Below are 13,040 nucleotides of genomic sequence, written 5' to 3'. Positions count from 1 at the left end.
GGATCTCACGCGCCCACCGCCTGCCCAATAACGACAACATCTACGAACGGACAACGCCCGTGATAGGACAATCTCGACCGAACGACGACGATCCCGTCGACCTCGACATGGTGATCATCGGAGCAGGCCTCTCCGGAATCGGTGCCGCCTGCCACATGACGATGGATCGCCCCGAACGCACCTACGTAATACTGGAGGCTCGCGCGGACCTCGGTGGAACCTGGGACCTGTTTCGCTACCCGGGGATTCGGTCAGATTCCGACATGTTCACCTTTGGCTACTCGTTCCGGCCATGGGCCGGACATCGGACGATCGCTGACGGATCGGACATCCTGGACTACCTTCGCGACACCGCTGCGGAATACGGGGTCGCGGAACGGATTCGATACGGTCACAAGGTGATCGGCGCGTCTTGGGACAGCAGCACGGCACGCTGGGACGTCACCGCGATACGCGCCGCCGATGGTGCCGTCGTGTATTTTCGGTGTCGGTGGCTCTCTGCGTGCGCCGGATACTACGACCACGACAACGGTCACCGCCCCTCGTTCGAGGGCGAGAACACATTCGACGGAACTATGGTCACACCTCAGTTCTGGCCGACAGACCTGGACTGGTCCGGCAAGAAGGTCGTGGTTATCGGAAGCGGTGCCACCGCGATCACCCTGGTGCCGAACCTCGCGCGGGACGCCGAACACGTCACCATGCTGCAGCGGACCCCGACGTACATCGTGTCCGTACCTGCCGTCGACCCGTTCAGCGAAAGGATCACCGCGCTACTCTCCCCGCAGCTGGGTCGCAAGATCCTGTTCTGGAAATACGTGGTCGGGAACGTTGTGTCTTACGAACTTTCGAAGAAGTTTCCGGCCATCTCCCGGTGGCTCATCCGACGTGACACCGTCAAACGCCTCGGCCCGGACTACCCCGTCGACGTGGACTTCGCACCCCCCTACGACCCGTGGGATCAACGAGTCTGTGTGGTACCCGACGGCGACCTGTTCGACTGCATCGAGAGCGGAAAGGCCGACATCGTCACCGATTCGGTCGGCTGCTTCGAGGCCACCGGTGTGCGGACCGAATCCGGCCGACTGATCGAAGCCGACATCGTCGTCAGCGCCACCGGCCTGACCATGCTCCCGATCGGTGGTATCGAGCTGACCGTCGACGGCGAGAAGGTCGACCTGCCCGACACCGTGGTGTTCAAGGGAATGATGCTCTCGGGTGTGCCGAACTTCAATCTGGTGATGGGATACACCAACAACTCGTGGACCTTGAAGGCCGATCTCGTCAGCGCACGCATCGCCGCCATGCTCGACCACCTGTCCGACCGCGACGTCGACTACGTGGTCCCCATCAAGCCCTCGGTTTCCATCGGAAGCGCGTTCGTGGACTTGAAGTCCGGATACGTGCAGAGAGCCGTCGAGGCATTCCCGCGTCAAGGCGATCGCACGCCATGGCGGCTCCACCAGAACTATCTCCGCGACCTCAAAATGTTCAGATCGGAACTGGACGAGGAGACGGAGCTGCTGTTCGGAAAGCGCATCACCTCCATATCCTCGCCACTCGCTTCGGTACCGGCCCCATCTACCCCACGAAAAGGACACTCTCATGCGTGAATTCGACTTCTCCGGCACCGCTGTGATTACCGGTGCAGCGAGTGGAATAGGCCGCGAGTTGGCGCGAGCACTCGCGGGGCGCGGGATGAACCTGGTTCTTCTGGACCGGGACTCGGCTGGCCTCGCGGACACGTCGTCGATCGTCAGCACCCAGTGCCCTCGAAGCACGGTCTCCCTGTTCACAGTCGACCTTTCCGATCGCGCGGCCACCCGTGAACTCGGAGACAAGCTGGCCGTCGAATTCACCGAACTTTCACTGCTGGTGAACAATGCCGGCGTCGCAATGACCGGCGCATTCGAGCAGATCAGCGAGGAAGAATTCGACTGGCTGATCGACATCAATCTGGGTGCACCCATTCTGCTTACCCGCGCGCTGCTGCCCCGCCTGCTGTCGAACCCCGGTTCGCACATCGTCAACGTCTCGAGCGTATTCGGACTTGTTGCGCCCGCCCAAAATATTCCCTACGCTACAAGCAAATTCGGCATCCGTGGGTTTACCGAAGGACTCCGAGCCGAGCTTGCCGGGACCGAAGTCGGTGTCACCTGCGTACATCCGGGCGGCATCAAGACCAACATTGCACGGCAGGCTCGAATTGGGTCGTTGATGACCACCGAGGAAGCAGCGGCGGCGCGGCGCGCCAGCCTGGAGTTCGAGAGCATCCTGACGATCAGCGCCGAGACTGCAGCCAGCACGATCATGGACGGGGTCGCGCGACGTCGCCCCCGCGTGCTGATCGGAGCGAGTGCCAAGATTCCCGATCTGGTGGCGCGAATCTTCCCCAGTAACTATCACAAGGTCATCGATGTTGTCGAAGCCGCGAGTTCGGCGTTCACCCGGATCACCACCACGCTGTCGAATACACGGCTCTCGAACAGCGAGACCCCCAGCGATGCCGCGGTCGGTGCACCGCGATGACCGAGACTCCTGAACCCGATCTCGCTGCCGTCTTCGAAGTGATTCGCGGGTCCGACGGCGGCAGCAGGGACCTATCGGCCATGCGCGCGGACTACGCCGACTACATCGACTATTTTCGGGACCCTGCACCGGATTTCGACGGGGTGATCACCGACGAAGTGCTCCCGGCGACATGCGAGGTCGCGGTTCGGCAGTATCTTCCGTCGGTCGAGTCCGACCCGGGCCTGGTTCTGGTCTACTTCCACGGAGGGGGCTGGGTCACCGGAAGCCCGGAGGGTACCGACCGATTCACTCGCGCAGTGGCATCCCAGCTGCGGCTGCATGTCGTGTCGGTGGACTATCGTCTTGCGCCCGAGCATCCTTTCCCCGCTGCACTTGACGATTGCCTGTCCGTGGTCGAATACCTGCAGAATCTGTCGCATCGGATTGTGGTTGCCGGTGACAGCGCCGGTGGAAACCTCGCTGCGGCGGTCTCCCAGGTCCGTGTGGACGCGGGATGCCCGGTCGACGCGCAAGCCCTCATCTATCCGGCACTGGCAGCTCCCGATCAAGACCGGCCGGGGCCCGGCCCCCTCGACGGCTACGGGCTCGACCTCAGCGAAATGCACTACTTCTGGAACTCGTATGCAGGCACGCATTCGGTCGACCGACGGCTTGCACCCTTGCTCTCCGAAGATCTGCGCAGTGCGCCGCCGACTCTCGTCACGACGGCGGGGTTCGACCCGCTCTGCAGCGAAGGTGAGAAGTATGCGCAACGTCTGATCGAGAGCGGAGTTCGCACGCACTACCTGCCATTTCCGCGCCTCACCCATGGATGGATCGACTTCGCGGACCGTATCCCGAGCGCGTATGAGGCCCGTGATGCGGTCATTGCCGAAATCGGCACGCTTGTGGCTGCAGTATCGATGCCGGTGGGATCGACGTAGACGAAAACGAGCTGACACGCTCGCCCGGCGCGGTCGAGACCTGCTATTGCTTGTTTGCCTTCGACGGGTCGATGCCCAGAACCCGCTCGATCGCAACCGAGTCGACGTCGTGCCGGGCACCGAGCCCCCAACTCACGAAGCTCGCGCCTTCGAGCAGACTCAGTATCTCGAAGGTGCGCTGTTCCACGTCGCCGATCGGAGGGATGTCCCCGTCGGCTATGCCTGTCACGATCGTCTTCTCGATCCAGCGGGCCTGCGTCTCGAGATACGTTGTCGTCAGTGCCTGCATCCGGCCGGGCAGCAGCGTCATTTCCGACGCCAACGCCCCGCACAGAGGCAGCTGACTCGAGGCCCTGGCCTGAGTGAAAGCCTCGGCAAAGGCCCCGAGCCGCGTCAGTGCGTCGGCACCGGCGGCATCGAACGCAGCAAGGTCGGCCTGCAACCGCTCGAGGTACGTCTCCACCACACAGACGCCGAGATCTTCTTTCGTCGGGAAGTGGTAATGGATGCTTGCCTTGCGTATCCCGACCTGCTTCTCCAAATCGGCGTAGCTGAACGCCGAGTAACCTCGCGACCTGATCAGCTGTTCGGTCGATTCGATGAGCGCATCACGGGTGTTCGAGACGGACATGCCACCATTCTTCCCTGATCGGTTCCGACCTGTGCATCGCGCCCAGTCGAAGCCGGACCTACTACGCCCGCTCGAAGACGAACCAATCAAACGATCTCTAGGCCGGCGTCGCCTGCGATGCCGCGGTCACAGCGACTGGAAAGCGTCGAGGGCCTTCGATGAATACACATACGCTGCACCGGCATTGAGTGATATCGCAGTTCCCAGTGCCGCAGCGACCTCCGCCTCGGTTGCCCCGGCCTTCTTCGCAGCCAAGGCATGCGCGGTGATACACCCGTCACATCGAGTGGTCACGGCCACGGCCAGCGAAATCAGCTCGTGCGTCTTGGCGTCGAGCACGTCACTCGCCCGCGTCGCCTCCTCGAACGCATGGAAAGCATGGGCCACCTCAGGTGCCGCTTTCTTGAAACCACCGGTGCTCTTGATCAGACCCTTGAGTCGGTCTTGCCATTCGTTCGTCATATCACGTCTCTTTTCTGGATTGGTATACTGACTGAGTCGAAAATGTCGAGCTGTATCGCGTGTCGCGATCTACTTCGCGAGCATCCGTCCGGCCATCATGCCGCCGTCGACATCCCAGACGGCACCGGTGACCCAGGAAGTCTTGTCGGACAACAAGAATACGATAGTGTTGGCGACATCCTCGGTGGTACCGTTCCGGCCGATCGGATGAAGACTATGAAATTCGGCCATTGCATCGTCGAGCTTGTCGCCGGGGATGAACCGCTCGAAAATTCTGGTCTCGACGATTGCCGGTGCCACTGCATTGACGCGAATCTTATCTTTTGCCAGTTCCATTGCCACATGCTTCGTCATGGCCTCGAGGCCGATCTTGGCCATGGAGTATGACGTTGCCTGGACGGTTTCGATGGCCTGCTTGGCAGCGGTAGCAGTGACGTTCACGATGGATCCGGGCTTGCCCTGCTCCACCAACGACTCGGCGATATGACGAGTGATGAAGAAGAAGGCCTTGTTGATACTCAGGAAGGCGTCGTAGTCCTTCTCGGTGTGCTCGAGAAACGACACCGGGTAGAAGATGCCTGCCGAGTTGACCAGCATGTCGATGTCACCGTGCTCATTCCGCAACGTTTCGATCAGCGTCCGCACACTCTCGGCAGAATGCAGATCAGCGGTCAGCGCAAACATCTTGCCTGCCGTTGCAACCCGCTCCAACTGCGCGCGCGCATCCTCGGCTTTGGTCGCCTGGCTCCCGACGATGACGACGCTCCCGCCCTGCTGCGCCACCATCAGAGCCGTCTCCAGGCCGATACCACTGGTTCCACCGACGACCAGCAACTTGCGATTCTCGAATTGACTCATTGCGCATCTCCCACTCGCGTATCTACCTACTAGATGGTTGGTAGCGTAGCGCGGAAGGATTCTCGGGTCAACCCCGGCCCTCCCGGTACCGCCCTCTCGCAGACCACGGGCCCGAATCCGAACTACCGGGGAGCGTGTCGGTGCGCCTCCGAACCCCAGCCCATAGAGTGCATCAACCGGTCCAAATAGGCATGCAGCGGTGCACTGTCGACATAGCCGACGTGGCGAGGTGCTGCATCGAAGCGAATCCCACCACTGAGGTCGGGACGGTCGGTGCGGATCAGGTCCGCCATCTTCCGCGCCTCGGCAGGACGCCTGACCTGATCGTCGAGGTAGCCGGCGACCATCTGCGCCATGGTGTCGAACAGTGGAAATGCGCTCGAATTCGTTTCCACGAAGCCGACTCCGAAGAGATTGTGGTGTACGCGGGAAAATGTGGACAGATACAGATCCGGATGCTGCTGGTTCCCGAAGTACTTCTGGGCGTAGTCGATGGTGTGGCGGTAGCCGGTCGCGCAGAGGATGAGATCGAACTCGGCCGACCTTCCATCGACGAACGACACGGTTCGGCCCGACGCCGAAGCGATCGCGGGATATGCCGTCAGGTCACCATGCTGAAGATGATGCACCACAGTGGAATTGACAGTCGGATGCACCTCGAAGATCTTATGGTCGGGCTTCTGCAGGCCGAGTCTGGTCAGATCGCCTTGAAGAAACCGCAGTAGAAGAGGAAACACTCTCTGCTGCAACCATATCGGTAGATGCGGACCGCTGGAGCCGAATACATCCGCCGGGACACCCAACACGTGCTTGGGAATGAACCAGTATCCCCGTCGCATACTGATGGCCGCCCCGTCACCGTGGTGTGCAGCGTCGGTCGCAATATCGCAACCGGACGCGCCCGCCCCGACCACCAGTACCCGCTTGCCGCGCAGCTCGGCAGGATCCCGGTACGTCATCGCATGCCGAACGTCACCCGTGAAGCGTCCGGGAATATCGGGCATATTGGCAGTCCACTGGGAGCCCGAGGAGCACACGACCGCGGAATACGACGCCGAAGTCGAGTCGTCGAACGCGGCAGTCCACGTCCCATCCGAAGCCTTCTCGATCGATTCGACGGATACCCCGAACCGAATTCGGTCGACCAGATCGTGACGCGCGGCGAAAGCCCGCAGATAGTCGAGAACCTGATCGTGCCGGGGATAGTCGGGCAGGGTATCGTCGAACGGAAAGTCGTTGTAAGCCGACAGGGTTCGACTCGAGTTGAAATGCGCCGAGCTGTACAGCGGCCCGTCGGTGCGCGCAATGTCCCACAACCCTCCGATATCGGCATACCTCTCGACATGGTCGTAACGCAACCCCCGCGCGCCCAACGCTCGGGCAGCGGCAAGACCCGCGGGGCCGGCCCCGATGACCAACACCGTGGCTCCTTTACTCGGAGTATCCGGAAGTTCGGCTGAAGCGAGCGACATGGCAGTTCCTTCTGCTGGCGAGGTGTTGTCACGGGTAGGTGTCCGGTATTGCCACGCTAACGACGAGGAACACGGGCAACCAGGACCTACCGGGACAGCTACCGGTCTTGCCCGGCCACAACGATGGCCGAGCGGGTGTAGCCTGCCGGGCATGTACCCGGACGCAGGTCCCGAAGACCGAAGCGGAATCAGTCGTAGCACCTCGGCCACGATTCCGCCGAGCATCCTGCGCTACCTTGCACTCGTACTCGAGCGACGCGGGTTCGATCTGCAACCTGCCCTCGACGCCGTCGGCCTGACCTCCTCGGTGCTCGACGCCGTGGACCTACGCACCTCCTATCGCCAGGGCAGCTCGGTGATCCACGACGCCATCGCTGCCACCGGCGATTCGGGGTTGGGCCTGTCCGTCGGCACTGCGCAGCAGGCCACGTCGTGGGGTGTGGTCGGACTGGCCCTGCTCACCAGTCAGACCCTCGAAGAGGCTGTGTCGGTTGGGGTTCGGTATCAAAACGCAACCGGTGCCATGGTCAGGTGGACCCAGCACGAGCATGGCCACGATCTGGCGCTGGAGGTGTCACTTCCCGATCCAGGAATCGCGCCCGACGTCGGCATCTTCCTCGTCGACGAAGGACTGTCCAGCGTGGTGTCGGTCGTGCGGAGCGCGATCGGTTCTCACTGCACACCGGCCAGTGTGTCCTTGAGATTCCCCCCACCTCCGCATTCTGCGGACTACGCCGCAGTGTTCGGCTGCTCGGTTACATTCGGGGCCCCGGTCAATCGGATCCTGTACTCGCGCAGTCGATCCCTTACGCCGATGCCCGGCCGCGACCGATGGACCTGCGCGGCGGCCCTGATGATGGTCGAGGCCGCATCGGCGTCTCGAACGGTTCAGCAGGATCTACTCGAAGGACTCGAAGTGTCCATCGGTCAGGCGCTTCCTTCGGTTCCCACCCTCGAACAGTGCGCACAGCGCCGCAACATGAGCTCACGGACACTTCGTCGGAGGCTGGCCGAGTGCGACACGACGTTCGAATCGCTGGTCGACGGAATCCGTCGCACCCGGGTCGAACAACTTCTCCAGCGCCGCGATACCACGACGTTTCGCGAGATTGCCAGGCAAGTGGGGTTTTCCGATGAGCGCACGCTGCGTCGAGCGATTGCGCGATGGTTCTCCGTGACCCCGTCCGAACTTCGAACCATAGTGCGTCGAACCTCGCCGACCTGAGCGGCGAGCACCGAAACGGTGTGGCCGCTGACGCCCCTCGCGCGGCCTGCTGATCCCTGCCGAATGCAGTGGGTCCACCGATAAACTTGACGAAGTTGACCCCTCGAACCGCATCCCCTCCCGATGCACCCTCAGCAGATCGTGAGCAGTGATGACCACAATGAATCGACATGCCGGAGCGACCCTACAGATAGTCGATCCTGCCGACGGATCATCGGTCGGCGAGGTTCCCGACGCCACCGCCGAGGACGTCGACGCGATCGTGCTCCGCGCACGAAAGGCATTCGACCGCGGAGCGTGGTCGCACCGAAGTCCACGCGATCGAGCCCGGGTGCTGATGCGTCTGGCCGACCTGATGGAACGCGACGGCGAAGAGTTGGCTCAGATGGAGTGCCGTGATGCAGGCAAACCGATCACCGAATGTCGGGAGAACGACGTGCCGTCGGCGATCGAGGCGGTGCGCTGGTTCGCTGAAGGCACGGACAAGTTCTACGGCGCGGTCTCGCCGTCGGGGCCGCACTCTATGGGATTGGCGATCGGCCAACCGATCGGTGTCGGTGCCGCCATACTTCCCTGGAACTATCCGCTCGCCATGGCGGCCTGGAAGTTTGCCCCTGCACTGGCAGCCGGAAACTCCTTGGTCGTCAAACCTGCTGAAGCAACACCGCATTCGATGTTGCACGTTGCACGGCTCGCGAGGGAGGCCGCGCTCCCCGATGACGTACTGACGGTAATCACCGGCACCGGCGCAGTCGCCGGTGATGCCTTGGCACGGCACCACGGCGTCGATGCACTCTCGTTCACTGGATCGACTGCAACCGGCAGGTCGATCCTCTGCGCTGCCGCACAGAGCAATTTCAAGCGAGTCACCCTGGAAATGGGCGGGAAGAATCCGCAGATAGTCATGCCCGATGCCCTGACGTTCGGCGACCGGTTGATAGACACCATGATCGAATCGGCCTTCTTGACCATGGGCGAGAATTGCACCGCGGGATCACGAATCCTATTGCACAGGAGTATCTCCGATGAGTTGACCGCACGATTCGTCGATGCGGCACAACGTATGACGATCGGCGATCCGTCACTGCCCACGACTCAGGTCGGACCACTCATCGATGCGATAGCGGCGCATCGAGTCGGCTCGATCGTGGACGAGGCGATCGAGGCAGGGGCCCGCCTGCTGACCGGTGGACGGTTCGTCCGAACGAATTCCGGTGGTCACTTCTACCCACCGACGGTGCTCGTCGACGTTCCCACCGACGCCCGAATTCTGCGGGAGGAAGTGTTCGGTCCGGTGGTGACCATCGAGACATTCGAGTCCGAATCCGACGCCATCGAGCGAGCCAACGACACCATCTACGGCCTGGCGGCATCGGTCTGGAGTCGCGACATCGATACGGCGATGCGACTCGCCCGCGGAATCGATGCCGGGGTCGTGTCGGTCAACGACTACAGCGAAGGCGACATCACCACACCTTTTCGCGGATGGAAGCAGTCCGGTTTCGGCGGTTCCGAAAAATCCTTCGCGGCAATGCGCCAATGGAGCCGCGAGAAGGTGATCTGGATTCACACCGAGTGACGGGTTTACGGTGCGCAGCCAGAGCCTGTACTGTCCCATTGACAACCGAAATAGCAGTCGCTATATATCCTGTGATCGGTGGCGCTCACTACTCGGCTCACTCCACGACGGGATTCTTCATGACCACGGTTCCCACCCTGACGAACCCCGACATGACAGCACGGATAGCGCGCGTCACCGCGCTCGCCCGGACGCCGGGCCATGTCAGTGGCACTGCACCCGATGCGGTCGACATCGAGGCATGGGGGCACGTAGGCGACCCGCTGGCCGAGGATCTGATTTCGGATATGCGTGAGCGCAAACTCATGGGAGGTGACCTGTTCCTCTCGGCTCGCTCGCAGGAGACGAGCGGTTTGCCCGCCGCGGTCGCCTTCTTCGCAGACGTCGAATCGGTCCCGGAATGGGCCGACTTCGACCTCATGAAATCAGGCGCACGGATGGGCAACCGCAATCCGTTGGGCATGCTCCTGGGGTTTCATGGCGGGCTGGCATTCACCTATATCGACCCGGCGACCGCGACGGTGATGGGTAGCACCGGACGCTCACCGACCCGGGTATGGTGTTCCGTCGTCGCTACTGGGAAACCGCGAGAGGATTCATCGGGGCTCTCGACGTCGACGGGATGCGTCCAGGCGGTGCAAGCTGGGAGCATTGGGTACGAATTCGCTTGATGCACACAATGATTCGACTCGGAATCGAGCGCGGTGGCCGCTGGGACTACACCGAGGGTGCCCCGATCAGCCAACTCGCGACCGCGTCCTGTGCCCACATCTTCGGCACGTACCGAGTCGAGATCATTCGCTCCGTCGGTGGTCTGGCAACCGCCGAAGAGGAGGCCAGCTTCAACCTGATGTGGCGCTGGATAACAAGGCTCGAAGGGGCGAACGCCGAACTGCTCGGCAACACCCCCGAGGAAGAGTTCAGGTTGGCCGAACGTATGCATCAGTACCTGTACGCGCCGGGCACGGACTCCCGCCAGATCACCCACGACATGATCGACGGACTCGCCGGGCTACGGGAACTGCGGATGCCTCGAAGAATTCATGCAGCCCTAGTTCGCCGGTTCCTCCGCGAGCAACACGTCGGGACGCTGCCGGGCAGAGATGTCGCAACCGACCTAGAGCGTGTCTCTTAAATTGGGTCCGTTTTCGTTTTCATCGCCGGGCGGTGGTTGTGGTTGCGGGAGTGCAGAACTGCCGCGCACAGGACAACGCCCCCGAGGAATGTCATGGCGTACTTGTCATATCGAGTGGCCACACCACGCCACTGTTTGAGCCGCCCGAAGCCACGCTCGACGGTGTTGCGGTGCTTGTACATCGTCGGATCGAAACCCGGTGGACGACCACCGGCGGACCCCTTGTCGGCCCGTCGCTGCTTCTGGTCGCTGCGCTCGGGAATGGTGTGTTTGATCTTGCGGCGACGCAGTTCGGTGCGGGTACTGGGATGGGTGTACGCCTTGTCGGCGAGCAATCGGTAGTCCTGGTCCCCACCGGCAGCTCGGTGGGCATCGAGCAACGGCACCAACTGTGGATTGTCCCCGGCTTGCCCACCGGTCAGCAGCATCGTCACCGGCGAGCACGTCAGGTCGGTCAGTGCATGGATCTTCGTGGTGAATCCTCCGCGAGATCGACCCAACGCGTGGTCAGCGGGTTCGTCGACGGATTTCTTGTAATTCGACAAGGCCCCCTGTGAGAGTGTCGGCTCGCGCACCGGCCGCATGCTGATGCGCCCGGACGCTGGTCGAGTCGATCGAGAGCACCGCCCCGATATCGCCGTCGAGTTCTTCCGGGTCGAGACCGAACACCTCGGCCACCGCGGCAAGCATCTCGTCGTAGGTGCCATCGAAGGACCATCGGTGGTGGCGTTTCCACACCGTCTGCCACGGACCGAAGTCCTCCGGCAGATCTCGCCACGGACACCCGGTACGGAATCGGTATGCGATGCCCTCCAGAATTCGCCGGTGCTCGGCGAACCGCCGCCCACGTTTTCCCACGTCGGTGGGTATCACTGGCTCGACGATCTCCCAGAACTCGTCACTGATCACTCCCACGCGCGTCATCGAAATATCATCGCTGACAGCACCTCTCAAATTTGGGAGACACGCTCTAGGCGTCGAACCGGATCGGCCAGCCGAGATCGCCGTCTCCGCCGCAGTTCTGGCGTTGAGAGCAACCAACGAACTGACCCGCATTCCCGCGGTACAACGACTGCTCGACGCTCGTACCCCGAAGCTCTTCGAGACCGTCGTAGCCCGCGGGCTCGACACGAACCGCAGCCGCACCGGTCCCCTGCACAAGCTCCGATCTCGTCTCGGAGTGGGCCGCAGCTGAGGTATCCGTCGGCTCCGGGGTCAACGCTCAGCGCGAGAGGCAGGCCGCCGCAATCTCTGTGTCGGTGACGATTGATGTCACCAGACGTGACGCCAGAACGGCGCGCGTCGAATCCGTCTTCTCTCGCCCTGCCGCGATCGCGATCACTGTCGGGATCGCACGCAGAGTGCTTTCGCCGATGCCGATTCTGCGATCGTCGATTACTTTGATTCGCTTGCCATTTCGGTCCACGAGTAGCGCGCACGTTTCCGCCGTCACACCATCGCGTCGCAGAGCAGCCGCCTCGTCCCCGACGAGGGAGTCGTACACTTGCGAAGCGCCCGGCTGCCAGCTGCCCACAGAGACAATCGCATGAGTGATCGATTCATGTTTCGCGAGCGTGAGCTCGATCTGACGATCACGGCTCAATGCGGTCGCCGTCCGCTCGTCAGGTGCCACGAGCGGTGCATACATCGACCAGCATTGCCCGCCGCCGATTTCGGCCATGCGACGGGCGAGTTCGGCAGAATTAGCGGTGATCGCACCGGCCGAGCCGGTCAACTGCACGATGTCGCACGAAGCAAGGGTGTTCAGGTGACCGGCTACGTGAGACAGCGTTCGTCCACAGTCGACGCCGAGTACGTGGTCGGCCGAAATTATCGAGGCCAGTAGGTCTGCGGTCGCCCTGGCCACGGCGTCCACACGGTCGGCCGTGTTCGGCGACTTCGACGACACCACGTAGGCGTGCTCGAGCCCATACTGGCGCTTGAGCGCGGCGGACAGTTCCACATCGATCGAATCCGGCGTGTGAACCGTGATTTCGACCATTCCGGTCGCCAGTGCGTCGTCGAGTAGCCTGGCGACCTTGAATCGCGAAACACCGAACTCGTCGGCGATCTGTACGCGGGTTCGTCCTTCGAGGTAGTACCGTCGAGCGACGAGAGCCTGCTGCAGAAGGTCGTTCGGCCCTGGCCTCACAGAATCTGCGCTCCCCCGCTGTTCGCTCACATGAGCATCATAGACGACAGACGAGCCAGACGAGCACGATG

General features: G+C 62.2%; 13 protein-coding genes and 1 pseudogene. 8 read left to right on the top strand and 6 right to left on the bottom strand.

The genetic code is table 11. The features are described from left to right. The first annotated feature begins 59 nt into the window (after positions 1–59). Genes WDS16_RS27270 through WDS16_RS27260 form a run of 3 tightly spaced genes read left to right on the top strand, consistent with a single transcriptional unit; the run spans position 60 to position 3,455 of the window. The gene (locus WDS16_RS27270; RefSeq protein WP_338889286.1) at positions 60–1,613 is read left to right on the top strand and encodes an NAD(P)/FAD-dependent oxidoreductase; all 1,554 of its coding nucleotides are present in this window, start codon (positions 60–62) and stop codon (positions 1,611–1,613) included. Next, positions 1,606–2,529, top strand: coding sequence for an SDR family oxidoreductase (locus WDS16_RS27265; protein WP_338889284.1), 924 nt, complete (start codon positions 1,606–1,608; stop codon positions 2,527–2,529). The genes WDS16_RS27270 and WDS16_RS27265 overlap by 8 nt, the downstream gene beginning before the upstream one ends. Next, the gene (locus WDS16_RS27260; RefSeq protein ID WP_338889281.1) at positions 2,526–3,455 is read left to right on the top strand and encodes an alpha/beta hydrolase; all 930 of its coding nucleotides are present in this window, start codon (positions 2,526–2,528) and stop codon (positions 3,453–3,455) included. Before WDS16_RS27265 ends, WDS16_RS27260 begins: the two co-directional genes overlap by 4 nt. 43 nt (positions 3,456–3,498) lie before the next feature. Here the strand turns inward: WDS16_RS27260 and WDS16_RS27255 are convergent, their stop codons facing one another. From WDS16_RS27255 to WDS16_RS27240, 4 genes are all read right to left on the bottom strand, one after another. Continuing rightward, positions 3,499–4,086 (bottom strand): TetR/AcrR family transcriptional regulator, encoded by a 588-nt coding sequence (locus WDS16_RS27255; protein ID WP_338889279.1) that lies wholly within the window; start codon positions 4,084–4,086, stop codon positions 3,499–3,501. Positions 4,087–4,212: 126 nt separating this feature from the next. Further along, the gene (locus WDS16_RS27250) at positions 4,213–4,548 is read right to left on the bottom strand and encodes a carboxymuconolactone decarboxylase family protein (protein ID WP_338889276.1); all 336 of its coding nucleotides are present in this window, start codon (positions 4,546–4,548) and stop codon (positions 4,213–4,215) included. Between the two features lie 69 nt (positions 4,549–4,617). Further along, entirely contained in the window at positions 4,618–5,406 is a 789-nt protein-coding gene (locus tag WDS16_RS27245) for an SDR family oxidoreductase (RefSeq protein ID WP_338889274.1), read from the bottom strand. Positions 5,407–5,528: 122 nt separating this feature from the next. Continuing rightward, positions 5,529–6,878: a flavin-containing monooxygenase gene (locus tag WDS16_RS27240; protein WP_338889273.1), complete on the bottom strand. Its 1,350-nt coding sequence runs from the start codon at positions 6,876–6,878 to the stop codon at positions 5,529–5,531. Between the two features lie 151 nt (positions 6,879–7,029). Between WDS16_RS27240 and WDS16_RS27235 the strand changes: the two genes are divergently transcribed. The 4 genes from WDS16_RS27235 (at position 7,030) to WDS16_RS27220 (ending at position 10,817) form a co-directional block, all read left to right on the top strand. Then, the gene (locus WDS16_RS27235; protein ID WP_338889271.1) at positions 7,030–8,103 is read left to right on the top strand and encodes an AraC family transcriptional regulator; all 1,074 of its coding nucleotides are present in this window, start codon (positions 7,030–7,032) and stop codon (positions 8,101–8,103) included. Positions 8,104–8,254: 151 nt separating this feature from the next. Continuing rightward, positions 8,255–9,682 (top strand): aldehyde dehydrogenase family protein, encoded by a 1,428-nt coding sequence (locus tag WDS16_RS27230; protein WP_338889270.1) that lies wholly within the window; start codon positions 8,255–8,257, stop codon positions 9,680–9,682. Between the two features lie 119 nt (positions 9,683–9,801). Beyond that, the gene (locus WDS16_RS27225) at positions 9,802–10,353 is read left to right on the top strand and encodes a hypothetical protein (protein WP_338889269.1); all 552 of its coding nucleotides are present in this window, start codon (positions 9,802–9,804) and stop codon (positions 10,351–10,353) included. Beyond that, entirely contained in the window at positions 10,353–10,817 is a 465-nt protein-coding gene (locus tag WDS16_RS27220) for a hypothetical protein (RefSeq protein WP_422395728.1), read from the top strand. The genes WDS16_RS27225 and WDS16_RS27220 overlap by 1 nt, the downstream gene beginning before the upstream one ends. Here the strand turns inward: WDS16_RS27220 and WDS16_RS27215 are convergent. Further along, positions 10,814–11,741: pseudogene (locus WDS16_RS27215) on the bottom strand (IS5 family transposase). The gene WDS16_RS27220 and the pseudogene WDS16_RS27215 overlap by 4 nt on opposite strands. Before the next feature lie 103 nt (positions 11,742–11,844). Here WDS16_RS27215 and WDS16_RS27210 point away from each other — a divergent pair. Further along, entirely contained in the window at positions 11,845–12,012 is a 168-nt protein-coding gene (locus WDS16_RS27210; RefSeq protein ID WP_338889266.1) for a hypothetical protein, read from the top strand. Positions 12,013–12,039: 27 nt separating this feature from the next. On the opposite strand, the gene WDS16_RS27205 is transcribed toward WDS16_RS27210, so the two are convergent. Further along, complete coding sequence (locus WDS16_RS27205; RefSeq protein WP_338889264.1) at positions 12,040–12,999, bottom strand: sugar-binding transcriptional regulator; 960 nt, start codon at positions 12,997–12,999, stop codon at positions 12,040–12,042. Positions 13,000–13,040: the final 41 nt, after the last annotated feature.

The sequence above is a fragment of the Rhodococcus sovatensis genome, assembly GCF_037327425.1.
In the GTDB taxonomy this organism is placed as follows: Bacteria; Actinomycetota; Actinomycetes; order Mycobacteriales; family Mycobacteriaceae; genus Rhodococcoides; species Rhodococcoides sovatense.
Note: the sequence above shows the minus strand (reverse complement) of the source record. Positions and strands in the feature narration are given on the sequence as shown.

What these genes read in the sequence shown, in the direction of transcription:
- WDS16_RS27220 (WP_422395728.1), top strand. Translation starts at nt 10,353, where the DNA reads ATGCACACAATGATTCGACTCGGAATCGAGCGCGGTGGCCGCTGGGAC.
- WDS16_RS27240 (WP_338889273.1), bottom strand. Translation starts at nt 6,878, where the DNA reads ATGTCGCTCGCTTCAGCCGAACTTCCGGATACTCCGAGTAAAGGAGCC.
- WDS16_RS27265 (WP_338889284.1), top strand. Translation starts at nt 1,606, where the DNA reads ATGCGTGAATTCGACTTCTCCGGCACCGCTGTGATTACCGGTGCAGCG.
- WDS16_RS27250 (WP_338889276.1), bottom strand. Translation starts at nt 4,548, where the DNA reads ATGACGAACGAATGGCAAGACCGACTCAAGGGTCTGATCAAGAGCACC.
- WDS16_RS27225 (WP_338889269.1), top strand. Translation starts at nt 9,802, where the DNA reads ATGACCACGGTTCCCACCCTGACGAACCCCGACATGACAGCACGGATA.
- WDS16_RS27255 (WP_338889279.1), bottom strand. Translation starts at nt 4,086, where the DNA reads ATGTCCGTCTCGAACACCCGTGATGCGCTCATCGAATCGACCGAACAG.
- WDS16_RS27230 (WP_338889270.1), top strand. Translation starts at nt 8,255, where the DNA reads ATGACCACAATGAATCGACATGCCGGAGCGACCCTACAGATAGTCGAT.
- WDS16_RS27245 (WP_338889274.1), bottom strand. Translation starts at nt 5,406, where the DNA reads ATGAGTCAATTCGAGAATCGCAAGTTGCTGGTCGTCGGTGGAACCAGT.
- WDS16_RS27260 (WP_338889281.1), top strand. Translation starts at nt 2,526, where the DNA reads ATGACCGAGACTCCTGAACCCGATCTCGCTGCCGTCTTCGAAGTGATT.
- WDS16_RS27235 (WP_338889271.1), top strand. Translation starts at nt 7,030, where the DNA reads ATGTACCCGGACGCAGGTCCCGAAGACCGAAGCGGAATCAGTCGTAGC.